This window comes from Sphingomonas sp. GC_Shp_5, from assembly GCF_026540855.1.
Classification (GTDB): domain Bacteria; phylum Pseudomonadota; class Alphaproteobacteria; order Sphingomonadales; family Sphingomonadaceae; genus Sphingomonas.
This window is the reverse complement of record NZ_JALNUP010000009.1, coordinates 80,470-107,287: the sequence shown is the minus strand read 5'-3', so window position 1 is coordinate 107,287 and position 26,818 is coordinate 80,470. Positions and strand designations below refer to the sequence as shown.

The 26,818-nt window shown below is 65.4% G+C and carries 26 protein-coding genes; 16 read left to right on the top strand and 10 right to left on the bottom strand.

Annotated features, from left to right (window positions below; translation table 11 throughout):
* Positions 1-21: 21 nt before the first annotated feature.
* Genes OXR60_RS09425 through epsC form a run of 3 tightly spaced genes read right to left on the bottom strand, consistent with a single transcriptional unit; the run spans position 22 to position 2,001 of the window.
* Positions 22-264: a hypothetical protein gene (locus OXR60_RS09425; RefSeq protein ID WP_267395621.1), complete on the bottom strand. Its 243-nt coding sequence runs from the start codon at positions 262-264 to the stop codon at positions 22-24.
* Entirely contained in the window at positions 167-1,027 is an 861-nt protein-coding gene (locus tag OXR60_RS09420; RefSeq protein WP_267395620.1) for a gamma-glutamyl-gamma-aminobutyrate hydrolase family protein, read from the bottom strand. The genes OXR60_RS09425 and OXR60_RS09420 overlap by 98 nt, the downstream gene beginning before the upstream one ends.
* Complete coding sequence (gene epsC / locus OXR60_RS09415) at positions 1,027-2,001, bottom strand: serine O-acetyltransferase EpsC (protein WP_267395619.1); 975 nt, start codon at positions 1,999-2,001, stop codon at positions 1,027-1,029. Before epsC ends, OXR60_RS09420 begins: the two co-directional genes overlap by 1 nt.
* A 170-nt stretch (positions 2,002-2,171) precedes the next feature.
* Between epsC and OXR60_RS09410 the strand changes: the two genes are divergently transcribed.
* The 8 genes from OXR60_RS09410 to OXR60_RS09375 all read left to right on the top strand — a co-directional run bounded on the left by OXR60_RS09410 (position 2,172) and on the right by OXR60_RS09375 (position 15,899).
* Positions 2,172-2,750, top strand: a complete 579-nt coding sequence (locus OXR60_RS09410; RefSeq protein ID WP_267395618.1) for an alpha/beta hydrolase — start codon at positions 2,172-2,174, stop codon at positions 2,748-2,750.
* 76 nt (positions 2,751-2,826) lie between these two features.
* The gene (locus tag OXR60_RS09405; protein WP_267395617.1) at positions 2,827-5,208 is read left to right on the top strand and encodes a PAS domain S-box protein; all 2,382 of its coding nucleotides are present in this window, start codon (positions 2,827-2,829) and stop codon (positions 5,206-5,208) included.
* A 153-nt stretch (positions 5,209-5,361) separates the two neighbouring features.
* Complete coding sequence (locus tag OXR60_RS09400) at positions 5,362-8,217, top strand: TonB-dependent receptor (protein ID WP_267395616.1); 2,856 nt, start codon at positions 5,362-5,364, stop codon at positions 8,215-8,217.
* 109 nt (positions 8,218-8,326) lie between these two features.
* Positions 8,327-9,064, top strand: coding sequence for a ThuA domain-containing protein (locus OXR60_RS09395; protein ID WP_276046466.1), 738 nt, complete (start codon positions 8,327-8,329; stop codon positions 9,062-9,064).
* A gap of 191 nt (positions 9,065-9,255) precedes the next feature.
* On the top strand, positions 9,256-12,606 hold the full coding sequence (locus OXR60_RS09390; protein ID WP_267395614.1) for a TonB-dependent receptor: 3,351 nt from the start codon (positions 9,256-9,258) through the stop codon (positions 12,604-12,606).
* A 62-nt stretch (positions 12,607-12,668) separates the two neighbouring features.
* Positions 12,669-13,376 (top strand): SapC family protein, encoded by a 708-nt coding sequence (locus OXR60_RS09385; RefSeq protein ID WP_267395613.1) that lies wholly within the window; start codon positions 12,669-12,671, stop codon positions 13,374-13,376.
* Complete coding sequence (locus OXR60_RS09380) at positions 13,360-14,403, top strand: cupin-like domain-containing protein (protein WP_267395612.1); 1,044 nt, start codon at positions 13,360-13,362, stop codon at positions 14,401-14,403. The genes OXR60_RS09385 and OXR60_RS09380 overlap by 17 nt, the downstream gene beginning before the upstream one ends.
* Positions 14,400-15,899 carry a tryptophan halogenase family protein gene (locus OXR60_RS09375; protein ID WP_267395611.1) on the top strand — a complete coding sequence of 500 codons (1,500 nt, stop codon included), beginning with the start codon at positions 14,400-14,402 and terminating at the stop codon, positions 15,897-15,899. Before OXR60_RS09380 ends, OXR60_RS09375 begins: the two co-directional genes overlap by 4 nt.
* On the opposite strand, the gene OXR60_RS09370 is transcribed toward OXR60_RS09375, so the two are convergent.
* A complete protein-coding gene (locus OXR60_RS09370; protein WP_267395610.1) occupies positions 15,887-16,246 on the bottom strand; it encodes a VOC family protein in 360 nt (119 codons plus the stop codon). The genes OXR60_RS09375 and OXR60_RS09370 overlap by 13 nt on opposite strands.
* Positions 16,247-16,481: 235 nt before the next feature.
* On the opposite strand from OXR60_RS09370, the gene OXR60_RS09365 reads away from it, so the two are divergent.
* A complete protein-coding gene (locus OXR60_RS09365) occupies positions 16,482-16,907 on the top strand; it encodes a GAF domain-containing protein (protein ID WP_267395609.1) in 426 nt (141 codons plus the stop codon).
* On the opposite strand, the gene OXR60_RS09360 is transcribed toward OXR60_RS09365, so the two are convergent.
* Positions 16,869-17,309, bottom strand: a complete 441-nt coding sequence (locus OXR60_RS09360; RefSeq protein ID WP_267395608.1) for a response regulator — start codon at positions 17,307-17,309, stop codon at positions 16,869-16,871. The genes OXR60_RS09365 and OXR60_RS09360 overlap by 39 nt on opposite strands.
* Before the next feature lie 8 nt (positions 17,310-17,317).
* Positions 17,318-17,689: a response regulator gene (locus OXR60_RS09355; RefSeq protein ID WP_267395607.1), complete on the bottom strand. Its 372-nt coding sequence runs from the start codon at positions 17,687-17,689 to the stop codon at positions 17,318-17,320.
* A gap of 208 nt (positions 17,690-17,897) precedes the next feature.
* On the opposite strand from OXR60_RS09355, the gene OXR60_RS09350 reads away from it, so the two are divergent.
* Together OXR60_RS09350 and OXR60_RS09345 are read left to right on the top strand one after the other, a co-directional pair.
* Positions 17,898-20,390: an ATP-binding protein gene (locus tag OXR60_RS09350; RefSeq protein ID WP_267395606.1), complete on the top strand. Its 2,493-nt coding sequence runs from the start codon at positions 17,898-17,900 to the stop codon at positions 20,388-20,390.
* Between the two features lie 177 nt (positions 20,391-20,567).
* Positions 20,568-21,008, top strand: coding sequence for a hypothetical protein (locus OXR60_RS09345; RefSeq protein ID WP_267395605.1), 441 nt, complete (start codon positions 20,568-20,570; stop codon positions 21,006-21,008).
* A gap of 57 nt (positions 21,009-21,065) precedes the next feature.
* Here the strand turns inward: OXR60_RS09345 and OXR60_RS09340 are convergent, their stop codons facing one another.
* Complete coding sequence (locus OXR60_RS09340) at positions 21,066-21,407, bottom strand: DUF6481 family protein (RefSeq protein ID WP_267395604.1); 342 nt, start codon at positions 21,405-21,407, stop codon at positions 21,066-21,068.
* A gap of 286 nt (positions 21,408-21,693) precedes the next feature.
* Between OXR60_RS09340 and OXR60_RS09335 the strand changes: the two genes are divergently transcribed.
* The 4 genes from OXR60_RS09335 (at position 21,694) to OXR60_RS09320 (ending at position 23,876) form a co-directional block, all read left to right on the top strand.
* The gene (locus OXR60_RS09335) at positions 21,694-21,957 is read left to right on the top strand and encodes a hypothetical protein (protein WP_267395603.1); all 264 of its coding nucleotides are present in this window, start codon (positions 21,694-21,696) and stop codon (positions 21,955-21,957) included.
* Positions 21,954-22,079, top strand: coding sequence for a hypothetical protein (locus OXR60_RS09330; RefSeq protein WP_267395602.1), 126 nt, complete (start codon positions 21,954-21,956; stop codon positions 22,077-22,079). The genes OXR60_RS09335 and OXR60_RS09330 overlap by 4 nt, the downstream gene beginning before the upstream one ends.
* Before the next feature lie 17 nt (positions 22,080-22,096).
* Complete coding sequence (locus OXR60_RS09325; RefSeq protein ID WP_267395601.1) at positions 22,097-22,318, top strand: hypothetical protein; 222 nt, start codon at positions 22,097-22,099, stop codon at positions 22,316-22,318.
* 1,342 nt (positions 22,319-23,660) lie between these two features.
* Entirely contained in the window at positions 23,661-23,876 is a 216-nt protein-coding gene (locus tag OXR60_RS09320; protein ID WP_267395600.1) for a hypothetical protein, read from the top strand.
* 5 nt (positions 23,877-23,881) lie between these two features.
* On the opposite strand, the gene OXR60_RS09315 is transcribed toward OXR60_RS09320, so the two are convergent.
* Positions 23,882-24,862, bottom strand: a complete 981-nt coding sequence (locus OXR60_RS09315; protein ID WP_267395650.1) for a glycosyltransferase — start codon at positions 24,860-24,862, stop codon at positions 23,882-23,884.
* A gap of 72 nt (positions 24,863-24,934) precedes the next feature.
* On the opposite strand from OXR60_RS09315, the gene OXR60_RS09310 reads away from it, so the two are divergent.
* Positions 24,935-25,156 (top strand): hypothetical protein, encoded by a 222-nt coding sequence (locus tag OXR60_RS09310; RefSeq protein ID WP_267395654.1) that lies wholly within the window; start codon positions 24,935-24,937, stop codon positions 25,154-25,156.
* A 5-nt stretch (positions 25,157-25,161) separates the two neighbouring features.
* Here the strand turns inward: OXR60_RS09310 and OXR60_RS09305 are convergent, their stop codons facing one another.
* Together OXR60_RS09305 and OXR60_RS09300 are read right to left on the bottom strand one after the other, a co-directional pair.
* The gene (locus tag OXR60_RS09305) at positions 25,162-25,437 is read right to left on the bottom strand and encodes a hypothetical protein (protein WP_267395599.1); all 276 of its coding nucleotides are present in this window, start codon (positions 25,435-25,437) and stop codon (positions 25,162-25,164) included.
* A 4-nt stretch (positions 25,438-25,441) separates the two neighbouring features.
* Positions 25,442-26,812 (bottom strand): hypothetical protein, encoded by a 1,371-nt coding sequence (locus OXR60_RS09300; protein ID WP_267395598.1) that lies wholly within the window; start codon positions 26,810-26,812, stop codon positions 25,442-25,444.
* Between the last annotated feature and the right edge of the window lie 6 nt (positions 26,813-26,818).

Below are 26,818 nucleotides of genomic sequence, written 5' to 3'. Positions count from 1 at the left end.
GTAAAGATCGACGCGTCGGCGTCAGCCGCCGTTGCCAGGCGCTGCGGTGACGGTGTCGTCGGTGCTGGCGTTGTCGAGCGGCGCGATGTCGTTGCCGAGCGCGGGTGACTCGAGCGTCGCAGAATTGTCGAGGCCGGCATCGCTCTCGTCGTTGAGCGTTACCGTGTCAGTGGCCGCGGCGTTGGTCGCCTCGTCGTGCTTGGCACAGGCCGACAGGCTCAGGGTGGCGGCGGCGAGCGTCGCGAGCAGGATCGATGTCTTCATTAAGTCCTCCGTGGTGAAAGCTTGCGGTGCCGCCGCGCAGGCCGGCACCGATCAGGGAAAAGAACGCCTGGCTGGCTGGGGTGAAGGCCGCATCCCATTCGGGGTGCCATTGCACCGCCAGCACATCGGCCCCGCACGGGCGCGCCGACACCGCCTCGACCAGCCCGTCGTGCGAGGCCAGCGCCTCGACGGTCAGGCCGCCGCCGAGCCGGTCGATGCCCTGCTGGTGGACGGAGTTGACGCGCAGGCGGCGAACCCCGGTGGCATCGGCGAGCCGGCCGCGCGCGGCAAGCTCCACCTCATGGCCATGGCCAAACAGCGCGTCATAATCACCGCCCCAGTGGCCGCGGTGGTGATGCGCCGCATCCGCCGCCGGTGCCAGAGTGCCGCCGAACAGTACGTTGATCTCTTGCAAGCCGCGGCAGATGCCGAACACCGGCTTACCCGCCTCGATCATCGCGCCGGCGAGCGCGAGCGCGACCTCGTCGCGATCCTCGTCCTGCAGCTGCCCTGCGGGTAGCGGCGCGCCATCGTAGCGATGCGGCGCGACATGCGATCGCGAGCCGGTCAGCAACAGGCCGTCGAGCACCGTCACCAGCGTTGCGACATCGGTGGTGTCGGGGAGCGCGGGCACCAGCAGCACCGCGGCATCCGCCCAGCGCGCCAGCGGCGCCACGAAGCGGCTGGCGACCGCCTGGACCGGGCGCTCCGCCACTTCGTTGCAGCACAGGACGCCGATCACCGGCCGCGCGCGCGTCGCCATCAGGCTGCGGCCGCGACGAGCGAGTCGCGCAACTCTTCGCCCACCGTCGGCGCCAGCAGGACCGCTTCGGGCTGGACCACCACGCCACCGCGCGGCACGTCGCTGAGCAGCCAGACATTGCCGCCGATGGTCGCGCCGGCCCCGATCGTCACCCGGCCGAGGATCGTCGCACCGGCATAGATGACGACATCGTCCTCGACGATCGGGTGACGCGCGTAGCGATCGCGCGGGCCGGGATGGGCGGCGCCGAGCGGGCTGCGCGCGCCGAGCGTGACGTGCTGGTAGAGCCGGACCCGGTCGCCGACGATCGCGGTCTCGCCGATCACCACGCCGGTGCCGTGATCGATGAAGAAATGGCTGCCGATGGTCGCGCCGGGATGAATATCGATGCCGGTGCGCTCATTGGCGAGTTCGGAGATCATCCGCGCGACGATGGGGGCGCCGAGGCCGTGCAGCGCATGGGCGATGCGATGATGCACGCTGGCGATCGCGCCCGGATAGGAGACCAGGATCTCGTCGAGGCTGCCGGCGGCGGGATCACCCAGGAACGCGGCCTCGACATCGCCATCGATCTGGCGGCGGATGGTGCCGAGCCCCTGGGCGAAGATGCGCACGATGGTGCCGGCCTGGCCGGCGTCGAAGGCGCGGCCCGCCGCCTCTTCCTCCCAATAGCCGAGCTCGGCCGCGATCTCGCGCTCCAGCTCGCCGGTCGCGGCGAGCAGCTTGGCGACGACATAGGCTTCCTCGTCCGCATCGCTGCCGCGGAAGCGGCCGAGGCGGCGGGGGTACATGGCGGCGGCGAGCGTCTCGACCACGCGCTCAAGCGCCTCGCGGGCGGGGAAGCTCCTGGCGGTGCGGCCGCCCGGCTGGCGTTCGCGCCAAGCCTGGCGTGCGGCGCGCAGCCCGTCCGCAGCGTCGGCGATCAGCGATGAGCTGCCGGGCCCGGTAAAGAGGCTGTTGTCGTTGTGGATCATCTCCACCTCCTGGCGGCAATGATGAAATTCCTCCGCACCGATGGGAATTAAGAAAACTTCCGCGGCGGCGAAGATTGTCTGTCAGGCGCAAGCCGCTGCGCTTGACCACTATGCGGTGACGTCGCGCGGTCCGGCCGTTGAGGTCGCGGCGGACGGACGAGGAGACCAGGATGCCGCTCGCAGCCAATCCCGACCGTTTCGCGATCGTGACCATCAGCGACGCCGACGCGCTGCCGCCGTGGCAGGCGCTGTTCGGCTGGCCCGGCGCCAGCGAGGTGATGATCGCCGCCGACATCCGCAGCAGCGCCGAGCGCCGCGCCTGGGCCGCCCGGCTCGACCAGGTGGTGCACCGGGCGGATCGGTCGATCCTGCTGGTGGTCGATGGCATCGGCTGCGCGGCCGCGGCCTGGTGGGCGCGGTTGTCGCCGGCTCACGATGTCGCGCGGATCGGCGGCGCGATCTTCTTTCCCGGCGCGGCGGTGGCGGCGGATCCGGCAAAGCTGTTCGCGTCGCCGGGCAGCCGGCTGCCGTTCCCGTCGTTGGTGATCCACCCTCGCGACGACGCCGCGGCTGCCGACCGCGCGATCGCCTCATGGGGCAGCCGGATCGTGTCGTGCCGTCGCGAGCGGGACCGGGCATCGAGCCTGGGTTCGTGGCAGCAGGCGCAGCGCCTGTTCCTGCGGCTGACCGGCCATGTCGTCGATCACGATCTCGCGCGCGCCGGGGTGTTGCCGTTCGCCCGATCATGAGGGGCCTCCCGCTGATCGCAAACACGCGTTAAAGCCCGTCGCAATCACAGGTATAGATGACGGAGCGGGCTGCACTATGGGGATCGAGCGAGACCAGGATCGCGCCTTCCTTCATGGCGGAGGCGAACTGGGCGAGCTGATCGCGCGCTTCGACTGGAGCAGCACCAGCCTGGGACCGATCGAAGGCTGGTCGGCGGCGATGAAGACCGCGCTCGCCTTCATGCTCCGCTCGCCGGTGCCGATCGTCACCTTGTGGGGTGAGCGCGGCGTGATGATCTACAATGACGCCTATCGCGGGTTCGCCGGGGGGCGCCACCCGGCGCTGCTCGGCACCAATGTGCTGGAAGGCTGGCACGAGGTCGCCGACTTCAACGCCCATGTCATGCAAAAGGTGTTCCGCGAGGGCGGAACGCTGAGCTACAAGGATCAGGAACTCACCCTGACACGCGACGGCACGCCGCGGCTGCTGTGGACCGACCTCGAATATTCACCGGCGTTCGACGAGCATGGCACGCCGATCGGGGTGGTCGCGATCGTGATCGAGACCACCGAGAAGGTGCTCGCCAGCCGACAGTTGCAGGATGATCGCAACCGATTGTGGGCGATGTCGCAGGATCTGCTGCTGGTATGCACCTTTGAGGGCATGATCACTGCGGTGAACCCCTCGGCGACGCGGATGCTGGGCTGGTCGGAAGACGAGATGGTCGGGCACCTGCTGGTCGATTTCCTCCATCCCGACGATCTCGCCAGCACGGCTGCCGAGGTCGACAAGCTCAGCCATGGTGTCACCACGCTGGCGTTTGAGAACCGCTATCGCACCAATCAGGGAAATTACCGGCTGCTCGCATGGACCGCCGGGCCGGATGAGGGGCGGATCCACGCGGTGGGGCGCGACATCACCGACGAGCGGCGGCTGGCGGGGGACCGCGAGCGGATCTGGTCGCTGTCGCCGGTGCTCAAGGTAGTGACCGACCGGCGCGGCACCATCGTCGACGTCAATCCCTCCTGGAGCGCGACGCTCGGCTGGAGCCGCGAGGAGACGGTGGGGCGCCGCAGCGCCGACTTCATCGTCGACGACGACGGCGCCTTCGCCACCAGGGTGCGGCTGCTGCAGGCTGGCGAATCTCTGCCGGACTATCGCACCACCTTGCGGACCAAGACCGGCGAGACGCGAGTGGTCTCCTGGTCCACCGTGCCCGAGAACGGCAGCTTCTACGGTTTCGGTCGCGACGTCACCGCAGAAGTGGCGACAGCAGCCGCGCTGGCAGAGGCCGAGGCGGCGCTGCGCCAGTCGCAGAAGATGGAGGCGGTCGGCCAGTTGACCGGCGGCATTGCCCATGATTTCAACAACTTGCTGCAGGGGATCACCGGCAGCCTCGAGATCGTCCAGCGCCGTATCGTCCAGGGGCGGACGGCCGAGCTCGAACGGTTCATCACCGGCGCCTCGACCGCGGCGCAGCGCGCGGCGGCGCTGACCCATCGCCTGCTCGCCTTCTCGCGGCGCCAGCCGCTCGACCCGCGACCGGTGCGCGCGAACATGCTGCTCGCCTCGATGGAGGATCTGATGCGCCGCACGATCGGCGAGCGGATTGAGCTGGAACTGGTGCTCGCGGGCGGGCTGTGGGTCACCCGCTGCGACGCCAATCAGCTGGAAAGTGCGGTGCTCAACCTGGTGATCAACGCCCGGGACGCGATGCCGGATGGTGGCAAGCTGATCATCGAGACCTGCAACGCCCACCTCGACAGCGCCTATGCGGCGCAGCAGCGCGGGGTGGAGCCGGGGCAATATGTGTGCATCTGCGTCACCGACACCGGCACCGGCATGTCCGCCGACACCATCGCCAAGGCGTTCGAGCCCTTTTTTACCACCAAGCCGATCGGGCAGGGGACGGGGCTGGGGCTGTCGATGATCTACGGCTTTGCGCAACAGTCCGAAGGCTATGCCAGGATCTACAGCGAGATCGGCGAAGGGACGACCTTCAAGCTTTACCTGCCGCGTCACCATGGTGCGGCGGCGGAGGAGGAGGCGCTGCCGCAGGTGAGTGCCGCCCATCAAGCCCATGATGGCGAGGTGGTGCTGGTGGTGGAGGACGAGACGGTGGTCCGCGGGCTGATCGTCGATGTGCTCGAGGAACTGGGCTATACCGCGCTCGAGGCGGTGGATGGCCTCAAGGGGCTCGAGGTGCTCCAGTCGCGCCGGCGGATCGATCTGCTGATCACCGACATCGGCTTGCCCGGGCTCAATGGCCGCCAGGTCGCCGATGCGGCGCGACAGCTGCGGCCTGGGCTGAAAGTGTTATTCATGACCGGCTATGCCGAGAATGCCGCGCTGGCCGCCGGCTTTCTCGAGCATGGCATGGAGATGGTGACCAAGCCATTCGCGATGGAGGCACTGGCGACCCGCATCCGCCGTATGATTACGGGCAGCGACGTCGTTGCGGGGGCGACCGGCCGGTAACCGCTACTGGTCCGCGCTATGGCAGAAAAACCACAGCGCACCATCAATGTTGCGACCTGGTAACAATCCGTCTTGAAACGTTACAGATGTTGCGCATCCTGCAGTCACGGCGGTCAGCGATGAACGTTGTCGCCCATGACGGGGGTAATGATCATGCGCGTATCGACACGCTCTATACTCATCGGCGTCGCCTCCTCGGCACTCGCCGTTGCCCTCGCGGCGCCAGCCGCAGCCCAGATCACCGACACCGCGACGACCCCGGCCGCCGCGACCGGCGCGGCAGACATCGTCGTGACCGGATCGCGCATCCGTCGCGATCCGGCCGACCAGCCGTCGCCGGTGATCACCGTCGACGAAGCCGCCATCGCGCAGACCGGTCTCACCTCGGTCGCCGACGTGCTCCAGCGGCTGCCGAGCGCCGCCGGGGGGCTCAACACCAAGGTCAACAACGCCGGCAACATCGGCGGTCCGCCGGACGGCACCGGGGTCAGCTCGGGTTCGGCCGAGATCGATCTGCGCTATCTCGGCGCCAAGCGAACGCTCGTGCTCGTCGACGGGCTTCGCTACGTCAACGGTTCCGCGGCGGGCGGCATCCCTGCCTCGGTCGATCTCAACTCGATCCCGATCAACATGATCAGCCGCGTCGAAGTGCTGCAATCCGGCGCGTCGCCGCTGTACGGATCCGACGCCGTCGCCGGCGTGGTCAACATCATCACCAAGCAGAGCCAGGACGGGCTCAAGGCCTCGGGACAGTTTGGCACCTATCGGCAGGGCGATGGCGAGACCTACAATCTAACGCTCGATTATGGCGTCCAGTCGCCAACCACCGGCACTTCGGTGGTGTTCGGCGGCTATTATACCAAGCAGCAGTCGGTCCGCACGGCGGATCGGTCGATCTCGCAATTTCCCACCCCGGGGGCTGACAGCTGCGCCGCGGGCGGCTGCTCGAGTGCGACGCCGAACGGTCGCTACGACGTGCTAGGCCAGAGCCTGACGCTGATCGCGCCGGTGATCGGACGCAATGCCGTCTACCCGACCGACTTCAAGCCCTACAGCTCGACCGCGGACTCGTTCAACTTCGCGCCCTATAATTATCTGCTGACGCCGTCGGAGCGCTACGGCGGCTGGCTGTCGTTCAAGCAGGACCTCGGCCATGACGTGAACCTGCGGGTCAAGACGGTTTATAACCGTCGCAATTCGACCACGCTGGCCGCGTTCCTGCCGTTGTTCATCGGGCCCGACGGCGGCAACGGCAATCTGCTCGACACGATCTCGGTGGATGCGACCAACCCGTACAATCCGTTCGGGGTGACCTTGTCATCGGGCGCGGACGGCACCCCCGCCAATTATTCCACGATCCGCCGCCGCTTCGTCGAGGCCGGACAGCGCACCTTCTCGCAGCAGGTGGATACCTTTTCGGTCACCGGCACGCTCGACGGTTCGTTCAACGTCGGCAGCAGCAAATGGTATTGGGACGTGAACGGCGTCTACGGCCTCAACGATGCGCACCAACTGTTCACCGGCAACGTCAACGCCGCCAATCTGGCGCGCGCGCTGGGCCCGGTCGCGCAATGCACCGGTGGCTGCGTGCCGTTCAACATCTTCGGCGGCGCCGGCTCGGTGACGCAGCCGATGCTCGATTATGTGACCTTCGACGAGCGCGACAAGAGCCAGCAGGAGCTGTGGGACTTCCAGGCCAACCTGTCGGGCGATCTGTTCGATCTGCCGGGCGGCGCGGTCGGCTTCGCGCTCGGTTATGAGCATCGCAACCAGCGCGCGAGCTACGATCCCGATCCGCTGATCGTCGCCGGGCTCGGCGCCGACGTGCCGACCAGCCCGGCGCGTGGGGCATTCAACGTCGACGAATTCTACGGCGAGCTTCGCGTGCCGCTGATCACCGACAAGCCGTTCTTCAACCGGCTCGAGCTCGGCGGCGCGGTCCGCCATTCCAACTATTCGACGTTCGGCAGCAACACCACGTTCACCGGCACCGGGCTGTGGAAGCCGGTGGCCGACCTGCTGCTGCGCGGCGGCTATGCCGAGAGCCTGCGCGCGCCGAGCATCGGCGAACTCTATGCCGGCCTGTCGCGCTTCGATGCCACCATCGACGATCCCTGCACCAGCGCGGCGGGCGGGTCGTTCACCAGCAACGCCACGGTGCGCGCCAACTGCATTGCCAACGGCGTGCCCGCCAGCGGCAGCTATGCCGAGCCGACCGGCGGGCAGCTCGGCGTGTTCTCGCAAGGCTCCACCAGCCTGCGGCCGGAAACGTCGCGGACCTGGACCGCCGGCGCGGTGTACAGCCCTGCCTGGGCGCGTCGCGGCTTTGCCAGCGCGCTGAGCCTCGAGGTCAATTTCTACGACATCGACCTGCAGAACGCGATCGACTCGGTGCCCGCCAATTACACGCTGAGCCGCTGTGCGTTCGATGGCGATCCGGCGAGCTGCGCTGCGATCCAGCGCACCGCGAGCGGCACCATCGCCGGCATCAGCGGCCGGCTGCTCAACCTCAACGGGATTAAGACCCAGGGGATCGACACCAGCTTCGTGTTCCGCTCGGTGCCGGTGGGGCCCGGGACGGTCGGGCTCAACGTCAACGCCGCCTTCCTGTTCAAATATGACGTCGTCACGCCGGACGTGACCGGCGCCACCGTGATCCACCGCAAGGGTACCGAGCGCGGCAGCCCCGACCAGGCCTATCCCTCGTTCAAGCTCAACGGCACGCTCGACTATTCGACGCCAGCGGCCGGAGCGTCGTTCACCGGGCGCTATATCAGCGGCGTGCGCGAGGGCGATGGCAACCGGCTGGGCAGCACCTTCTACGGCGACGTCCAGGTCTATGTCTCGCCCGGCTGGCTGGACCATCGGGTGCGCCTCACCGCCGGCGTCAACAACGTCTTCGACAAGGATCCGCCGGCCTGCTTCACCTGCGACAGCGCCAATTTCGATCCCACCACCTATGACGTGCCCGGCCAGTTCGGCTATCTACGCTTGTCCTACGGGCTGTGACTTTCAGCGCCGGGCGGATCAACGCCCGGCTGCCGGCCACGCATCGCCCCGAGGCCGCAACAGGAGACAGTCGGACGTGAAACCCCTTGCCCTGGCGACGATCGCGGTTATGGCGCTGGTGCAGCCGTCGCGCAGCGCCGCCGACGACCACCAGTTCAAGCTGCTCGTGCTCGCGATCCCCAACAAATATCATTACGAATACATCCCCGTCGCGCGCGACAGCCTGGAACACCTCGCCAAGCTCCACGCCTTCGAGCTGACCTGGACCAATAAGACCGAGGCGTTCGATGGCGACCTGCGCCAATATGCCGCGGTAATGTTTCTCAACACGCCGGGCGAGGAGCTGAACCCGGCGCAGCGCGCGAAGTTCGAAGCCTATATGCGCGGCGGCGGCAATGCCATCGTGGTCCATCGCGCCGCGATCACCCCGCCGGGCAACTGGCCGTGGTACGAGAAGCTCGTCGGCCGCTCGTTCGTGATCCACCCGATGCTGCAGACCGGGGTGGTGACGGTGGCGGACAAGGGCTTCCCGGCGACCTTCGGCTTGCCCAGCCGCTGGATCTGGAGCGACGAATTCTACGTCACCAACAATCCCTATCGGGTGACGATCAATCCCGTGCTCAACGTCGACGAGACCAGCTACGATCCCACCAAGATCTGGCCGGGCCAGGTCGCCAAGCCGATGGGGCGCGATCATCCCGTAGCCTGGTACCATCGCTACGAGCATGGCCGCGTCTTCGTCACCACGTTGGGCCACAATGTCGAGATGTATCGTGACCAGCATTATCTCGATCATCTGCTAGGCGGCATCTACTGGACAGCGACAGGTCTGGGACAGGAACACTGACTAAAGACGCGGCTGCTACTTCTGGTGAACTCTGTCAGTGCCGTGAGCGATGCATGAATGTAACAGCAGGAAACAAACCGTAACTAAGTTGGTTGACTTCGTAAGAGGCCAATCTACCCTCCACCTTCAAGCGGGATCACACCGCTGAGGATGGGATCCGGCGCTTGCGCACCGGATGAGTAGGAGGGATGATGAGGGGATTTCACCTGTCGTCGGTGCTTGTGCGCACCACGTCCGCTGCCGCGCTTGCGGCTGGGCTGATCGCGCCGGGCGTGGCGGTCGCGCAAAGCGTACCGGAAGCGAGCACGGGGAGCACGGCGCCGGTCGATCCGCAGCAGGGAACCCCGCAGGCCGATACCGCGCCGGGACCGGTCCAAGCCGAGGCCGGCTCGGTCGCCAGCAACGCTCAGCCGGACACCCGCCCGGACATCGTCGTCACCGGCGTGCGCGCCTCGCTGGAGCGGTCGATCGCGATCAAGCGCGACTCGTTCGGCGTGGTGGACGCGATCGCCGCCGAAGACATCGGCAAATTTGCCAATACCAACCTCGCGGAATCGCTTCAGCGCATCACCGGCGTGTCGATCGACCGCGTCAACGGCGAGGGCTCGACCGTCACCGTGCGGGGCTTCGGCGGCCAGTATAATCTCGTCACGCTCAACGGCCGCCAGCTCGCGACCTCGAACATCGTCGCGGTCGGCGGCGATCAGGGTGGTGACGGCGCCGGCGGGTTCGGCCGTTCGTTCGATTTCGCCAACCTCGCTTCCGAAGGCGTCAAGACGCTGGAGGTCTACAAGACCGGTCGCGCCGCCGTGCCCTCGGGCGGGATCGGCGCGTCGATCAACATCGTCGGGCTGCGCCCGCTCGATCGCAACGAGAGCGGCTTCACCGGCTCGATCGGCGCGAAGGGCGTGTACGACAACAGCGTCGATCAATGTATCGATTGCGGCAGCAAGGTAACCCCCGAGGTATCCGGCGTCGCCAGCTGGAGCGATCCCAACCAGCGCTTCGGCGTGTCGCTGTTCGGCAGCTACCAGAAGCGCAACTTCAGCGTGCCGAGCGTCGCCAACGACGACTGGAATATCCGCACGCTGACCGACTTCCTCAATCCCGGCAACGGTTTCATCCGCAACACCCCAGGCGCGACGGACAATACCAAGCTCAACAACGTGCCGACCGACGGCAACACGCTGGTCGCGGTGCCGAACGATCACCGCTATCATTTCTCCGAATCCGATCGCGAGCGGATCAACGGCCAGGCGGTGCTGCAGTTCAAGCCGACCGACACGCTGACGCTGACCGCGGACGCGCTATTCGCGCAGCAGCGCTCGTCCGAGCGTCGCTCCACCCAGTCCAACTGGTTCAACCGTCCGTTCGACGAGGTGACGTTCGACGACGCCAGCGATGGCATCGCCACGACCAGCTACCTCCACGAGACGATCAACGGCGCCAAGGATGCCGCGTTCGAACAGGCCTATCGCGCCCAGAAGAACCGGCTGTACGATTTCGGTGGCAACGCCAAATGGCAGGTCACCGACAATTTCACGCTCGCGCTGGATGGCCATATCGGCAAGGCGGAAAGCTTGCCCGACAATCCCAACGGCCAGACCTCGACCACCGTCGCGTTCAACGCTCCCGTGGTGGCGGCGCATTCGGTGACGTGGAGCGAAAGCGGCTTCCCGTCGCAGACGCTGACCGTGAACGACGGCGTCGCCAGCACGACGCCGAGTTCGACCGCCAATCCTGGCGGATTGCCGTTCATCAAGGGCAACAACAACGGCGTGCTCGATAACGGCGATCTGTCCAGCGCGATCCAGCGCCAGTTCGCCTCCACCCAGACGCAGCGGGTGAAGGAGCTGCGGCTCGATGCCGGTTGGGACTGGGGAGAGGGCAACCGCCTCGACTTTGGTGGCGACTATCGCACCACCACCACGCGTCAGACGCAGGTCAACACCCGCCAGGTGCTCGGCGACTGGGGCAACTCACTGCCGCCGGACATCGAGCGTGTCGCCCCGGGGCAGGTGTTCCAGTTCTGCGCGGTGTGCAAGTTCACGCACAACGACCCCAATCCCGACGCGAACAGCCGGATCGCGTTTCGCACCGAGGACGCGACCAAGCTCTACAACACGCTGTACAACTACTACAGCACCCTGCCGCTCGACCCCAACCAGACGGCGTTTCCCGGCAGGTCGATCGACGGCGTCGACCATCGCAACAACCTCGATGCGAACACCGACAATCGCGTCAAGGAAGACATTTGGGCGATCTACGGCCAGGCGACGTGGAAGGGCGATATCTTCGGCAAGCGCGCGAGCATGGTCGCAGGGATGCGCTTCGAGAGCACGCGGGTTCGGGCGCAGTCGCTGCAGCAGATCCCGACCGCGCTGGTCTGGCAGGCGGACAACGATTTCAATGTCCAATATTCACCCGATCGCCAGCCCGTTACCGATCGCGGCAGCTACAGCAACCTGTTGCCCTCGATGGATTTCCAGATCGAGCTGGTGGACAATCTGATCAGCCGCTTCTCGTTCAGCCGCACGATCTCGCGCGCGCCTTATGGCAGCCTGTTCGCCTCGACCAGCGTCGGTACGCCGCCGCGGCCGACCGCGATCGGCGGCATCGCCGGCGGCAATGCCAACAACACCGATCTCGATCCGCTGTCGTCGAACAATTTCGATCTGTCGCTGGAATGGTATCCCAACAAGGACACCTTCTTCTCGGTTGGTGTGTTCGACAAGCAGGTGAAGAACTTCATCGGCAACACGCTGGTCAACCGCAATCTGTTCGGTTTGCGCGATCCGACCTCCGGCCAGGCCGGCACACGGTCGGGAACGGCCCGGCAGAATCTGACCACGCTCGGCGCCGATATCACCGACGTCAATCTGTTCACCTACACCGCGCTGATCCAGCAGAACAACGGCAATGTCGCTGCGGCCGACGCCCAGTTCCGCGCGCAATATAATGCCGCGACGCGCCAGCTGAACCAGGGCTTCGTCGACCAAACGTTGGCGGCGATCGACGTGCTGGCGGATGCCAACGATCCGCTGGTCAACTTCTCGGTCAATACGCCGATCAACAATCGCAATGCTGAGATCTATGGCGTCGAGATCGCGGGCCAATATTTCCTCGGCCAGACGGGCATCGGCGTTGCCGGGAGCTACACGCTGGTGCGCGGCAACGTCGGCATCGACGTCGCAGCGCCCACCGACGTCGATCAGTTCGCGCTAGTCGGGCTGTCCGATACCGCCAATGCGACGCTGATCTACGACAAGCACGGCATTTCGGCGCGGCTCTCCTACAATTGGCGCGCCAAGTTCCTCAGCCAGCTCAACCGCGATACCTACCACAACCCGGTGTTCACCGCGCCGTACAGCCAGGTCGATGTCAACATCAGCTACGACATCACGCCCAACATCGGCATCAGCTTCGAAGGCATCAACCTGTTCGAAGAGGGTGTGCGGACCTATGGTCGTGACAAGATCAACACCTGGTTCGAGACCGAGGGCTCGGTGCGTTACCTGATCGGGGCCCGCTATCGCTTCTGATCCTTGGACAAGGCGGCAAGGCCGGTGCAACCACCGGCCTTGTTGCGCTAGACGTTGACGCCATGACCAGACCGATGCTGCTCAACAACGTCGACCATCAGCATCTGCGGGTGGCCACCGGCCATGGCGCGCGTTTTGGCGACGCGGTGAACCAGGCGGTGGTGTTCCCGAGCGAGTTCGAGACGCTGCAACGCGAATATGCCATCCTGTTGCGGCGCAGTGACGAGGGTGCGTTTCGTGCCACCGTGCTGCTCGGGCTGGATCGCGACGAAAATCTGTTCCTCGACGGCGAGCGCTGGGATGCGCGCTACGTGCCGGCGCTTCATGCGCGCGGGCCGTTCTCGATCGGGATGGCGGCACCCGACGCCGAGCCGATGGTCCACATCGATCTCGATCACCCGCGGGTCGGCGCGAGCGGCGAGCCGATCTTCCGCGAGCATGGCGGCAACGCGCCGCTGCTGGACCATGCCGCTGAGGTGCTGCGCACCATCTACGCCGGCGCGCAGGCGGGCGAGGCGCTGATCGCCGCCTGGCTGTCGCTCGACCTAATCGTGCCGGTGGCCCTCGAACTCATGCTCGACGAGACGCGGCGCGTCACTGTGCCCGACTGTTTCACCATCGATGCGGCGCGACTGGCGGCGCTCGATGGTACCGCGCTCGACCGGCTCCATCGGGACGATCATCTCCGCCCTGCCTTCTGGTTGGCATCGTCGCTCGGCAACATCCGCCATCTGCTCGATCGCAAGCTGCGTCATGACGCCGCCCGCTGAGCCGTTCGGCCACCCGGTGCGGGTGCTGGATCGTCCTCCGGATGACGCACCCGATTTGCACGCCCTGATCGCAGAGGGCGTGCCGGTCATCCTCCGTGGCCTGGCCCGGGAGTGGCCGCTGGTGCAGGCAGGGCTGTCCTCACCCGCCGATGCGGCGGCGATGCTGCGCAGGTTCGATGCCGGCCATGAGGTGGTCGGCTATGTCGGCGACCCCGACATACGTGGCCGCTTCCACTATGACGCCGCGGTCACCGGGATGAACTTTACCGCCGAGCGGATGCGGCTCGAGCGGTTCTTGGCGCGCGTCCTCGACACCGTCGACCAGCCGGACGCGCCGTCGCTGTATCTCGGCTCGACCGACATCGACACCTATCTCCCGGGCCTGCGCGAGACCAACGACATCGTGGCCGCGGACGGCTTCTTCACGCGCCACCCGCCGCTCGCGAGCATCTGGATCGGCAATCGCACGATCGCTTCGACCCATTACGACATGTCGAACAACATGGCGGTGTGCGTCGCGGGCCGACGGCGCTTCACGCTCTTTCCGCCCCGGCAGATCGACAACCTTTACCCGGGCCCGATTGCACCCACCCCGGGGGGGCAGGTGGTGAGCATGGTCGATCTCGCTGAACCGGATCTCGCGCGCTACCCCCGGTTTGCGACCGCAATGGCCGCGGCTCAGGTCGCGGATCTCAAGCCGGGCGACGTGCTCGTCTACCCGGCCTTGTGGTGGCACCATGTCGAGGCGCTCGACGCCTTCAACATCCTCGTCAATTATTGGTGGAACGAGGCGCCGGCGTTCCTCGACACGCCGATGGATGCGCTGCTGCACGCGATACTCAGCCTGCGTGATCGGTCGGCCGGCGAGAAGGAGGGGTGGCGCGCGATGTTCGACTATTACATCTTCGGCGAGGCCGAGCGCGCCGCGGTGCATCTGCCCGCCGCGGCGCAGGGGCCGCTCGCGCCACTCGACGAGCGTGGCGCGCGGCAGCTGCGCGCCTATCTGCTCCAGCGGCTCAACCGATGAGCGAGGCAAGGCCGCGGACCCGGGTCGTCATCGCGGGCGGCGGCACGGCGGGCTGGCTCGCCGCCGCGGCGCTGGTGGCGCAGCTCGGTGAACTAATCGATGTCATCCTGGTGGAATCCGATGAGATCGGGATCGTCGGCGTCGGCGAATCGACCATCCCCACCACACGCGCCTTCCACGGCCTGCTCGGGGTGGACGAAGCCGCGTTCATGCGGGCGACCCACGCCACCTTCAAGCTCGGCATCTCGTTCGAGAATTGGGACCGAATCGGCGAACGCTATTTCCACCCGTTCGGCTCGGTCGGCCGATCGGTGGTGATGGCCGACTTCCAGCATTTCTGGCTCGAGGCGCGCGACCGCGGGATCGCATCGGCCTACACCGACTATTCATTGGAAGCATCGGCGGCTGCCGCAGAGCGGTTCGCACTCGGTGGCGAGCCGGCGCTGGCCTATGCCTATCATCTCGATGCGACCACCTATGCCCGCTTCCTGCGATCGCGCGCAGAGCCCGCCGGCGTCACGCGGGTGGAAGGGCGGATCGAGCGGGTGGAACTAGCCGAGGGAAGCGGCGACATCGCTGCGCTGCATTTGGCCTCGGGCGAGCGCGTTGCGGGCGATCTGTTCATCGATTGCACGGGTTTTCGCGCGCTGCTGACCGGCGAGGCGCTCGGTACCGGCTTTGTCGATTGGCGCGAGTGGCTCGCGACCGACAGCGCGCTGGCGGTGCAGACCGAAGCGAGTGGACCGCCTGTCCCCTACACTCGCGCCATAGCTCATGGCGCCGGCTGGCGTTGGCGCATCCCGCTGCAGCATCGGGTAGGGAACGGGCTGGTGTTCGCCAGCGAGTTCATGAGCGAGGACGAGGCCCGCGCGACCTTGCTCGGGGCGCTGGATGGCGCGCCGTTGTTCGAGCCGCGACTGATCCGCTATCGCACGGGCATGCGCGAGCACGCGTGGAGTCGAAACTGCATCGCGCTGGGCCTCGCGGCCGGGTTCATCGAGCCGCTCGAATCGACCAGCATCCACCTGGTGATGTCAGCAGTGACGCGGCTGATCCAGGCCTTTCCGTTTGCCGGCGCCAGCGACGCGCTGCGCAATCGCTACAATGCTCAGGCGCGGGAGGAATGGGAGCATGTCCGCGACTTCATCATCCTCCATTATGCGCTGACGCATCGCGACGACGCGCCTTTCTGGCGGCGATGCGCTGCTATGGCGCTGCCCGACACACTGAACAGCCGGATTGCGCTGTTCCGCGAGAGCGCGGCCGCCTATCAGGCGCAGGACGAGCTGTTCCGCGTCGACTCCTGGGCATCGGTGATGCTGGGGCAGGGGGTGGTGCCCGCGACGCATCATCGGATCGCCAACCTATTGCCGGCCGACGCGATGCGCACGGCTTTTGCCGATCTGCGCCAGGGGATCGTACGCACCGTCGCTGGCCTGCCTTCGCACGCGCAGGCGGTGGCGGGCTATGTCGGTAGCGTGTCTCAGCCAGCCTGATCGGGTTGCCACAGCTCGAGGGGATTGCCCTCGGGATCGTTGAGGCGTGCAAACCGGCCGACACCCGGCATGTCCCACGCTGGATTGGTCGTGACGGTGATCCCTGCCGCGGCAAGACCCGCGCAGAGCGCATCGAGATCGTCGACCCTGAGGTTTAGCATCCATGGGCGATCGGCGGTGAAATAGTCGGTGTCGCTGGCAAAGGGCGCGAACACGCTCGGCCCCGCTGCGGTGTCCCACGCCCCATAAGGCGCCGAACCGACGCCGAGATGCTCGACATACCAGGCGCGCAAGCCGTCGGGATCCCTAGCGCGAAAGAAGAAGCCACCTATACCGGTCACGCCCATGCTTGCCTCCTGTCGTGCCATCATTTGGAGGAGGCCAGCCTTATCAGCATTGGCACGGCAACGCACCTTGCGACATCCTGGATGGGGCAATTGTGACCGACGTCGTTTACCGATTGGTCAAGATCTTCCGCTAGCGAACGCGCTCAGGCGAAAGGCAGCGACCGTGACTTTCTTTGCGTTAGCCCCTCGGCTGTCCCTCCAGCGCGACCAGATGGCGCAGCGCGTCAGCGCGGGCGTGACCGACGAACGTGCGCGCGACGTTGGCGTTCATGTGCGCGAGGCGGCGGCGCTGTTCGGCTCCGCCACGGGCCTCGCGACGGTGATCACGGCGCGGCGCATGCGGGTGGTCGCCGGGATCGGCTTCGATCACGATGAGATCGACCGCGACATATCATTCTGCAGCCATGTCGTCGCCCAGCCTCATGGACTAACCTGCGTGCTCGATGCCGCGGCAGACCCGCGGTTTGCCGGCAACCCGTTGGTGGTGGGTGTCCCCCACATCCGCTTTTACGTGGGTGCGCCGCTGGTGAGCCCGTGCGGCACCGCGCTCGGCGCCTTGTGCGCGATCGACACCGCGCCGCGCGCCGCGATCACCGCCGATCAGGAAACAGGCTTGATTGACCTAGCCGAGCGGGTCACGCGTCGGCTGCTCGACGACTGACCCGGATGCCGCGGCCGGCGCGGGGCGATGGAAGCTGTTCTCGCGCAGCACGGTTTCGACCCGGACGATCAAGTCCGCCGCATCAAACGGCTTGACCAAATAATCGTTCGCGCCGGCGCCCATCGCTGCGTCCCAATGCTGCTCCTCTCCCTTGGCGGTGAGCATGATGATTGGGGTGAGGTAGAGTTGCGGTAGCGCGCGCAGCGCCTTGAGGATCTCGAGGCCCTGCATTCCCGGCAGCGCCTGATCGAGGATCACCAGATCGGGCTTCTTGAACGCGATCGTCTCGAAGCCAAGCGTGCCGTGGCTCACCACGCCGATCAGATGCCCGGCGTTGGTCAGCACCTGCTGGACCAGCTTGCCGACCAGATCGTCGTCTTCCACATAGATGATACGTGCCATCGCGCCGCTCAGCCTTTTGCCAGCAACTGCTCGACCCGGAACACCAACTCGTCGGGATCGAACGGTTTTTTCATATAATCGTCGGCGCCGGCGAAACGGGCGAGCTCCTCGTCGCGCTGGCCTTTGCGGCCGGTCAGCATCAACACCGGCAGACGGGCGAAGTCGGGCATACGCCGGAGTTCCTGGACGAGTAGTACGCCGGACAGACCGGGCATGTTGCAATCGAGCACCACCGCATCGGGCTTGCGCGCCTTGATCACCTTGAGCGCCTCGTCGCCATCAGCCAGCAAGCCGGCGCCATGGCCGGCGGCGATCAGCGCATCACGAGCGATTTCTCCAACGATCTCGTCGTCGTCGGCGATAATGATCCGGGCCATCATACCTCTCTGTCCGCATCGGTGAGCATCACGAAGCCCGTCAGGGCTCCAGGCAACAACGCGGAAACACACGCAATTGGTGCATCGCCCGCGCGACTTTTCGGCTCCTGAATGCCGTAATTAGCTCAACAACCTGTTAACCAGTCGGCCATATTGCCGGAAGTGCAGGAGGCCGGCCGTGTACGGGAAATGGATCAGATCGCAGGCGGTGATGATCATCGCCTTCTTGCTGTTGAGCTGTTGCGCAGGATCCGGCCTGTGGCTCGCCGCGCGCAAGCAGGCGGCGGACAGCTGGGTTCGCCATACCTTCGAAGTCAGGGAGAGCCTGGCCCAAGTTCGCATCACCTTGCTGCGCGCGGAGGTCTATCGCCGTAGCTATTTGCTGACCGGTAACCCCAAGGCGCGCACGACGTTGGAGGAGAGCCGTCACGCGCTGATTCCGGCGCTGATCACGCTGCGCCAGGTGACGGCCGACAATCCCACTCAACAGGCGCGCATCGCCGTGCTGGCACGCTTGGTGGCAACGCGGCTGAGGGACGCGACCGAGACGATCAGGTTGCACGACACCGGCCACGCCGATCAGGCGACGGCGGCGCTCGGCAGCAAGGAGAACGACCGATCGACCGCGGCGACCATTGCCGTGATCAAGCAGATCGACGCCGAGGAGAGCGGCCTGCTCGCGGTTCGCCTGGCCCGCGCCGAGAACCTGCAGCGCCCAATGGTCGCCGTGCTCGTCTGCTGCGGGCTTCTCGTCCTGCTGCTTGGCCTGCTCGTCTGGCGGGACCGCCGCGAGCGGATGCTGGCGCTTAGCGAGGCCAATCGGCGGCTCGAGGCGGACATTGTTCGTCGTGAACACGCCGAGCGTGAACTCGCCCTGCTGGCCGCCAATGCCACCGACGCCGTGCTCCGCATCGATCTGGATGGCCGCTGCACCTATGCCTCGCCATCGGTGCGCGAGGTGCTCGGCGTCGAGGCCGAGACACTGGTGGGGGGCTCGATCGCCGAGTGGGTCCATGAGGACGATCGTGACGAGATGCTCACCTTCCACGATCTATTTGTGTCGGGGGAGATCGAGCGTGGCGTGATCACCTATCGCAGCCATCGTGCCGATGAGCCAGACCACGAGTTGTGGATCGAGGCGCATTCAGGGCTCGTGCGCGACGCCGCAACCGGGGCGCCCCAGGAACTGATCGCGTCGCTGCGCGACGTCACCGAGCGCAAGCGGCTCGAGCTGGAACTGGATTCCGCGCGGGTCCATGCCGAGGCGGCGGCGCGCGCCAAATCCAGCTTCCTTGCCAACATGAGCCATGAAATCAGGACGCCGATGAACGGCGTGCTCGGCTTTGCCGATCTGCTGCTCAACAGCGATATTGGTGCCGAGCAGCGCCACCATGCCCAGTTGATCGTCGATTCGGGTCGGGCGATGATGCGGCTGCTCAACGACATCCTCGATCTGTCGAAGATCGAGGCGGGGCAGATGCAGGTCTCGCCCGAAGCGATCGATCTGCGGCACGCGCTGCGCAATTGCGCCAAGCTGATCCAGCCGGCCGCCTCGCAGAAAGAATTGCCGCTGGTAGTCCGCATCGACGAGGCGCTGCCGGTCTGCGTCCTCCTCGATGGCCTGCGACTGCGCCAGATCACGCTCAATCTGCTCGGCAATGCCGTAAAGTTCACCCAGCAGGGCAGCATCTGCCTCAGCGCCGCGATCGTGGCCGATGGGGCGGGGCAAGCATTCGAGGTCAAAGTGGAGGATACCGGCATCGGCATCCCCGCGCATCGCCAGGCGGCGGTGTTCGAGCAATTCACCCAGGCGGAGCAGTCCACCGCGAGCCGGTTCGGCGGCACCGGGCTCGGCCTCGCGATCAGCCGCCAGCTGGCGGCGCTGATGGGGGGCAGCCTGGAGCTCGCCAGCCGCGAAGGGGTCGGTACTACCTTCACGCTGCGGCTGCCGCTGATCGAAGCTACGTCTCACGCGACGACGTCCGGCACCAGGGAAGCCGAGACGGTGCCGGCACGACCGCTGCGCGTGCTGGTCGCCGAAGACCACGACGTCAATCAGGCGCTGATGACGGCGATGCTGGGCCGGTTGGGTCATGAAGCGGTGATTGCGGCCAACGGCCTGCAGGCGCTGCAGGCGGCGGTGAAGGCCGACCAGTCCGGAGCGGGATTCGACCTGGTGCTGATGGACATGCAGATGCCGGTCATGGACGGCCTGGAGGCGGCACGGAAGATCCGTGCGGCAGGGATCGCTGCCGCACGGCTGCCGATCCTGGCGCTGACCGCCAACGCCTATGCCGACGACGTCACGGCGTGCCTTGCCGCAGGCATGCAGGCCCATCTCACCAAGCCGGTGCAGCTCGCCGACCTCGCCGCCGCGATCCAGGCCTGGACGGCGGCGGCGCGCGGCACGGTGGTTGCAGCGCCGGCCTTCTCGATCAGCCCGGCGCTGCAGGCAAAGTTCGACGCACGCAAGGCCGAACTGGCGACGTTCGCGCGTGGGTTGACGGCGTCGGATCAGCTCGACGAAGACGCTGTCGCGCAGCTTGCCAGCCTGCTGCACAAGCTCGCGGGGTCGGCGGCGATGTTCAACGAGCGCGATCTCGGTGCACGGGCGTCGGCGTTGGAAACTCAGCTGGAACATGCCGCGGACGAGGATCGTGGCGCTGTCATCCTGGCGGTAGTGGCGGCGATGGAGGCCGCTTGAATGCCCTCAGGTCGGCTGGCTGTAACTGTTAAGCATATGTAATGTCGAGCAAAGTGTCGGGCGTGGAACAATCATGCTACCCGGTAATTGGAGCTAGATGTATGTCAGAATTGCATCGCTCGCTCCATCATGCCGGACTGATCGTTCGTGAAGCATCGAACGAGCGAAAGCCCTGCTATGCTTGCGCGGCAGTTGGATGAGCATCAGCAACGGTTGCTGGCAATCCTGGCGTGGGCCAAGCCGATGTTGGCGCGAACGCAACCGTCCGACGCCTTCGTAGCGTCACTTGCCGACAAGCGGATGGAAATGTCGCGATTGTCGATGGAGTACGCGCTGTTCAAGCACCGCGATATCTTCGCCGTGGCGATTGCCGCCGGCGGTGAACGCGGCCGTATCGGTTTGCGGCTCAAAACGGCGTGCGTCGCAGCGGCAGAGGAGTATCGCGACTTCATCAGGTCCGCGCGCCACCTCGATCTTCATGCCCGGTGGGACTGGTATCGCGTCGGCGCTGCGGCGATGGCTGAAACCATGAAGGAGCACCTCGCCGGGGAGCGCGCCGCTATCCGTGATCTGCTTGGCGTGTCCGCGCGGCCCGTCGCCCGGGCAGTCTGCGCCTGACGGCAGTCACGGCCAGCCCGCCGATCGGCAGCGCCAGCGTTTCGTCTGCATCCGGCGTTAGCGCGCCCGTGCCTTGCGGGCGGCGTAGCGTGCGTCGCGAGCGGCCTTGAGCTCGGCTGCGGTAGGCAGCGTCACCGGCTTGGGCTTGGCGGCCTCCTTAGCAGCCTCAGCTGCAGCCTTGGCCTCGGCCTTGGCAGCCTTCTCAGCTTCGATGGCGGCAGCCTTGGCGGCGCGGCGCTCCGCCTCGGCAGCCTCACGCGCGGCGCGGGCGGCCTGACGCTCGGCGACGACCGCCGGATCTTGCGCGGGCTTGTTGCGCAGCAGCTCTAGCGCGCGCTGCTTGGCGTCGCGTGCTGCCGCGGCGCGCTGGTTGAAATCGGGTGCCTTGAATGCTGCCATGGGTTAAAATCCGTTTGCCGAGCCTGTCACCCCGCGACGGGGAATAGCAGAGGACGCTTAATGCACAACGGCCCCACATCGCTGCGGAGCCGTTGGAGAAAATGGTGGACGCACTTGGGCTCGAACCAAGGACCCGCTGATTAAGAGTCAGTGGCTCGCTCTCGTGTGTTTCCGACTTGTTGCGCGTCTGTACCCATCAGACCCCCTCAGGGCAATTGGAAAATGTCGGAAAATGAACGGAGGCCAGAAATGATCAGCTGCACCATTGCGAATCGGGGAGCCGCCCGTGGCTGAGAACAGCGCGCCGCGGCTCGATGACGAGGCGCTCGACCCGTATCTGCCCGAGCATCTCCAGGCCGAACGTCGCCTCGGTATACAGCGGTCAGATTGGCTGACAGGCTGGTTCGTTCCTTGGTCGCCGAGGAACGACAATCAGAACGCCGAGGGGCCGTGGTCGCATTGGGTCGAGTTGGCCCACGCGATCCTTGCGGCTGACGAGAAGGCGCACGCCGCCGCCCAAGGCTCTGAGCACGACGGGGCGCCGGCATGAGCGGCGAGTTCACCGAGTTCGAGCGCTTCATGATTAGGTGCATCGTCTACAGCAATCTGGCGGCCGGGCTGTTCACCTGTTTCGCGCTCGTAGTGATGATCATGAGGAGGATCCTAGCGTGACAGATCACCCACCAGTCATGGTCCGCATCGAGGATGCGCTGATCCGCGCCGCCGACGTCTCCCACATGAAGTGGGATCGCGGGCATAGCTATACGAACCTGAGGGTCACGATGCGCGACGGCGCCGTGTACGTGGTGAAGGAATGGCAGGGTAGCGCCTATAATGCCGAAAGGCGTTTACTTGCCTCGATCGAGCATTCTGCTTCTTCGGGATCAAAGATGGAGCCAGACGCGACATAAAGACATCTTTATATGTGCATAGGTGAGCGATGTTTTTCAGTCACAGTAACGGGCCGCAGTTGCGGCTAACAGCCGAAGATCTGGGATACTGAGCCGGCCTGAAGCGTCGTGCCGGGCCTATGCCGTACCGACCAGGAATGAACTCCAGCCGGCGCTGGACCGGTGATGATGACGCCCGTCTCCGGGCTATGATCAACGAGGGCTACAAGGTGCCCGCCATAGCGACGGCGCTTGGTCGATCGAAGGCCGCGATCATGGGACGCAAGACGAAGCTGGGCTTGCGCCTGCGAACGCCGTAGCCTGAGCGGATGAACGGCATCAGGGACGCCGAAAAGGCGAAGGGTGCATCCTCCGGAGTGCTACTCACACGGCCAGTGGGTCAGTTATTCCGGATGTCCGATTGGTACATGCTCGAGCAAGGTAGCGCCGCTATGTCGCCGACCTGCAATCACGCAGGGAAGCGGATGTCGAAGCAAAGCCGTCACGGATCTCACGGCGACGACCACTCGGAAATAGAGCAACGCGAATGGCGGGTCGAGCTCGCCGTGTGCGGAGCGTTCATCCTTGCGATTGTTTGCTGTTTAACCTTCGGAGGCGGATAATTTGCCCTCGCCTGTTAGGAGGGGACTAGCAGCATCTTCTCAGGGGCCTAATGAAAGATGGTGCCGTTTGATCCAGATCCTCGTCCATTTAAACGGTGGACCCAAGACGATGACCATCGGCTTTGGGTCATGATCGGCGAGGGGGCGAAGGTGCCAGCGATCGCTACGGCGCTAGGACGCACGAAGGCGGCTGTCACAGCTCGCAAAGAAAAGCTGCGCTTGAGTTTGCGTCCGCTAAAAAGGAGCCTGCGTAAATGAACGACATTACCGATGCTGAGCAGGCGATAATCGACGCAGCAGAGCATGACGGGCAGGGTTGGGCCATACCTGAAGGTACGAGTGGGAGATTGCTAGACGGACTGGCAACCAAAGATCTCATCCGGCTGCGTGGGCGGTGGGAGCTTACGCAACGGGGCTTTGCGCGCGCTGCGAGGTTTTGAGCTAACTGCCGATGACAAGTCCAACGACCGCAAAGGACCTTCGAATACGCGCGCGTGGGTACCGCGATCTAGCTAGCCATCTTGAGCCATCCGGCGTCCGCGAGTCGATGCTTGAGGCAGCTGACGCGCTGGATGCCAAAGCCGATGAGCAGGACCGCATCATTGCTGAAGCAGAACGCCGCATAGCCGCTCTGCGCAAGGAAAAACCTGCGGCCGGCTAATGCGTTCGCCGAACTGGTCCATGGGCTCGCTTGTTCAATAACGCTTGCCGAATCTGTTCCCGTTGCGTTCTAAGGCGTTATGCCTCGCCTACCGGAACACTTCTCGCTCCACATAGAGGGCAGCATCTCGCGGGTGCGGTCGCTGTCGATCATCGTGCCGGAGCAGCTGCCCTATCTGTTGAAGCGGCTGATGGCCGGTCAGGACGTCGGGGAAGGTGCGCTCGAGCACTTCGGCCTGCGCGTGCTGATCGAAGAGGACATGGACCAGGGCGACGAACCGCCCGTTTCCTCGTGAGCGGACTAGAGCACCGCAGAGCGGTGATACCGACGCAACGACCTGACACGACGTAGCTGGCGAGTGTCGAGGAATTTTCTGACGAGCCGCACAGGCCCCTCGTACTGGCTGTTGTGGGCGGCAACTTCATGATCGCTCATGGAGCGCAGGGGCAGCCCCTTAGTCGGCAGCGACGCAAGTATCGAGCGCACTCGGTGCGAAACCTTCTTCCAAGGGCGGACTTCACCCATCCAAGGCTTGGCGGCTCCTGTGAAATGCAGGATTGCCGGCTTCGCAATCGGCTTCGCCCGCCACTGCACAAAGCGAGATTGATAGTTCCAGATCGGCGAAAGCGGGAAGCTGCGGTCACCGAGAACCGCATTGAGCGCGCTCTGATCATGGTACAGACACGCCTTCGAATGCTCGCTGAGATAAGCCAACGCTTCCGTCGCGATCACCTTCCAGTCATCGCGCTCGACGACGAAAACACCAGAGTTGGCGTAACGGGCATCCGGCGAAAGCCCGATCCCCTGCATATACGCTCGCGCGTCAGCGCCATTGGCAGATTGGTCATGCCGGTAGAAGGAGAGGGCATCCTCGACCATGCCGATTTTGCCCGCCGGCAGCGGTTGATCGAGCAGCGGCGATGGATCGCGCACGAACATCGTGTCACCGTCGACATATAGGATGCGCTTCACGCTATCCGGCAGCAGTTCGGGCAGGAAGAACCGGCCGAGCGCCGCTGTCGGCACGTGAGACTCGGCCCAGACATCGGCGACCGATTCAATTCGCTCGCGGTCGAAGGGAATGACCGTCACCGACAGGCGAGAGAGCAGTGGCTCCAGTGCTTTGATGTGATCGTCATCTGGGAAGATCGTGACCAGGTATATCGGCACACTGGACGGAACGAACCGACGAGCGGATTCGATCGATATCAACGTTGGGACTAGGAACCCGAGGTCGCATACGTAGCAGATGGCAGATCGGCTCACACCCAGATATCCCATTTTTACCGCAGGCTGAGCGGCAATCTCAGCCGCCTCTTGCCACAGCGATATGACAGAAATTAGGAAAACCGTATGAGCGCTCTTCCGGAAAAAGAACAAGCTGTGATCGACACAGCGAAGAAGGAAGGCGACGGATGGCCTCTGCCTGAGGCCACAGATCAAGAAATCATCAAAGCGCTCTTCGACAAAGGGTTGGTCAGGTACAATGAACGGTGGGAGTTGACCCCACTGGGCTTCAGCCAGTTGTCGTGGTTCCGGAACGCTATCGACAGGTTCAACTCGACGTCTCACTAATCCAATTAGCGAGCGATCGTGATCTGCACCGCCTCCTCGTGAACCCGACCCGAGGGCGTGGTTACGGTGACGTCGATGAAGCCGACGCCCTGTCGGCCGCCCTTGAGCCACACGGTCTGCACCGCGCCAGTGACTGCGGTGCCGCGCTCGATCTCGGCGATGCCGCCCCGGGCGACGGCCGTCGCCGACCGTGCCACAATCTCCTCGCCGTCGAGCCGGTCAGTCCAGTCAATCTGATAGTCGAGCACCTCGTCGACCCGCTTGGTCGGCCATATCAGCATGCGGTTATCCTCTGGCGAAAACGATACGGGGACGGGCAATGGCGCGGACTAGGCGCAGCTGCGCCGGCGCGGGGACGATCCGCTCGGGCGGGGTGATCACCGGCTCGCCGTCGCTGAGCGCGCTCGCGGCGAAGCCAATGGGGTCGAGGGTGACAAAAGCTGTCGCCCTGATCGGCATCCGGGCGTCGCTGGCGACGGTGATCGATCCGAGGATGACCGCCGTGACAGCGCGCAATGGCGCCGTGGCGGTTGCCGAGGCGGTGACGCCCCCCAGCTGCCCCGCCATGGTTGCTACGATCTGGGAGGCCCCAGCGCCGGTCGCTTGCACCGGCCGGAGCGTGGCGCCGGTCGCTGCGACGAGGCTCGCCGCACCTGTAGCTGCCGCGGTGACCGGCCCAAGGGTGGCCGCGGCAGTGCCGCTGGCGAGTTGGACCCCGCCGGCGCGAGCGTCGACGGTGACGGCGCCGAGCGTCGCCGCGGCAGCGCCGTGAATGTCGAGCTCGCCGGCTGACGAGGTGGCGATCTGATCGAGAGCCGCTGACGTCGCGCCGCGGATCGGCAGGGTGCCGGCCGCGGTGATGCCGATGTTGCCCAGCGACGCCGCTGCGGTCCCGGCGATCGGCAGCCGGCCATCCGCCTGGGCCGTGATCGGCTGGAGTGCCGGCGCCGCTGTCGCATGGATCGGAACCGAGCCTGCGGCTGTGACGCCAATGGCGCTCAACGAGATGCTGGCCGAGGCGGCGATCAGGAGCGCCGCCGATGCCGCAACGCCGATCGCGGCGAGAGTAGATGAGCTGGCCGCGCTGATCGATGCAGGCGCGTCCGTGTAAGCCCGGAAGCTGTCGATGTTGCCGCCGTTGCCCGCGAACCCGGCGTAGCCAGCCGCGGTCACCTTCGTGTCGGTGACGCTCAGCACAGTAGTGCCGTTGATGGCCGCACTGATTGTCGTACCCTTGACGGTGATCGACAGCGTTTCCCCGCCGACCAGCGTTCGGGACAGGTGGGCTAGTTCATAATAGCTGTTGCCACCGGTCTTGGCCGACAGGTAACAATCGCCTCCGCCATTGTAGAAGAAGAAATAGCAGTTGCCGATGGCGTTGTTCAGGATCGTCGCGCGAGCATAGACCTGCGGCGTGTTCTTGCCATTGGCCTTCGTCGTGAAGACACAGCTTACTGTGTAATCGGCAGAGGGCGGCACGGCGTAATTCAGCGCGCCGTTGTCGCCGCCCGTTCCTGTCGGCGATGCGGTGCCCGACGCAGCGATAACCGTCGCGCCCGCGCCAAACGACGCCCACACGCCGCCAACGTCCGGGGCGTGGTTCGCGATCGGCGTATCAGATGCGGCCGCGAACAGGTCGGTGACGAAATCGACCATCTGCCT

Excerpts from the sequence above, each read along its gene's own strand:
- OXR60_RS09425 (WP_267395621.1), bottom strand. The coding sequence starts at position 264 with ATGAAGACATCGATCCTGCTCGCGACGCTCGCCGCCGCCACCCTGAGC.
- OXR60_RS09420 (WP_267395620.1), bottom strand. The coding sequence starts at position 1,027 with ATGGCGACGCGCGCGCGGCCGGTGATCGGCGTCCTGTGCTGCAACGAA.
- epsC (WP_267395619.1), bottom strand. The coding sequence starts at position 2,001 with ATGATCCACAACGACAACAGCCTCTTTACCGGGCCCGGCAGCTCATCG.
- OXR60_RS09410 (WP_267395618.1), top strand. The coding sequence starts at position 2,172 with ATGCCGCTCGCAGCCAATCCCGACCGTTTCGCGATCGTGACCATCAGC.
- OXR60_RS09405 (WP_267395617.1), top strand. The coding sequence starts at position 2,827 with ATGGGGATCGAGCGAGACCAGGATCGCGCCTTCCTTCATGGCGGAGGC.
- OXR60_RS09400 (WP_267395616.1), top strand. The coding sequence starts at position 5,362 with ATGCGCGTATCGACACGCTCTATACTCATCGGCGTCGCCTCCTCGGCA.
- OXR60_RS09395 (WP_276046466.1), top strand. The coding sequence starts at position 8,327 with ATGGCGCTGGTGCAGCCGTCGCGCAGCGCCGCCGACGACCACCAGTTC.
- OXR60_RS09390 (WP_267395614.1), top strand. The coding sequence starts at position 9,256 with ATGAGGGGATTTCACCTGTCGTCGGTGCTTGTGCGCACCACGTCCGCT.
- OXR60_RS09385 (WP_267395613.1), top strand. The coding sequence starts at position 12,669 with ATGACCAGACCGATGCTGCTCAACAACGTCGACCATCAGCATCTGCGG.
- OXR60_RS09380 (WP_267395612.1), top strand. The coding sequence starts at position 13,360 with ATGACGCCGCCCGCTGAGCCGTTCGGCCACCCGGTGCGGGTGCTGGAT.
- OXR60_RS09375 (WP_267395611.1), top strand. The coding sequence starts at position 14,400 with ATGAGCGAGGCAAGGCCGCGGACCCGGGTCGTCATCGCGGGCGGCGGC.
- OXR60_RS09370 (WP_267395610.1), bottom strand. The coding sequence starts at position 16,246 with ATGGGCGTGACCGGTATAGGTGGCTTCTTCTTTCGCGCTAGGGATCCC.
- OXR60_RS09360 (WP_267395608.1), bottom strand. The coding sequence starts at position 17,309 with ATGGCACGTATCATCTATGTGGAAGACGACGATCTGGTCGGCAAGCTG.
- OXR60_RS09355 (WP_267395607.1), bottom strand. The coding sequence starts at position 17,689 with ATGATGGCCCGGATCATTATCGCCGACGACGACGAGATCGTTGGAGAA.
- OXR60_RS09350 (WP_267395606.1), top strand. The coding sequence starts at position 17,898 with ATGATCATCGCCTTCTTGCTGTTGAGCTGTTGCGCAGGATCCGGCCTG.
- OXR60_RS09345 (WP_267395605.1), top strand. The coding sequence starts at position 20,568 with ATGCTTGCGCGGCAGTTGGATGAGCATCAGCAACGGTTGCTGGCAATC.
- OXR60_RS09340 (WP_267395604.1), bottom strand. The coding sequence starts at position 21,407 with ATGGCAGCATTCAAGGCACCCGATTTCAACCAGCGCGCCGCGGCAGCA.
- OXR60_RS09330 (WP_267395602.1), top strand. The coding sequence starts at position 21,954 with ATGAGCGGCGAGTTCACCGAGTTCGAGCGCTTCATGATTAGGTGCATC.
- OXR60_RS09325 (WP_267395601.1), top strand. The coding sequence starts at position 22,097 with ATGGTCCGCATCGAGGATGCGCTGATCCGCGCCGCCGACGTCTCCCAC.
- OXR60_RS09320 (WP_267395600.1), top strand. The coding sequence starts at position 23,661 with ATGCCTCGCCTACCGGAACACTTCTCGCTCCACATAGAGGGCAGCATC.
- OXR60_RS09315 (WP_267395650.1), bottom strand. The coding sequence starts at position 24,862 with ATGGGATATCTGGGTGTGAGCCGATCTGCCATCTGCTACGTATGCGAC.
- OXR60_RS09310 (WP_267395654.1), top strand. The coding sequence starts at position 24,935 with ATGAGCGCTCTTCCGGAAAAAGAACAAGCTGTGATCGACACAGCGAAG.
- OXR60_RS09305 (WP_267395599.1), bottom strand. The coding sequence starts at position 25,437 with ATGCTGATATGGCCGACCAAGCGGGTCGACGAGGTGCTCGACTATCAG.
- OXR60_RS09300 (WP_267395598.1), bottom strand. The coding sequence starts at position 26,812 with ATGGTCGATTTCGTCACCGACCTGTTCGCGGCCGCATCTGATACGCCG.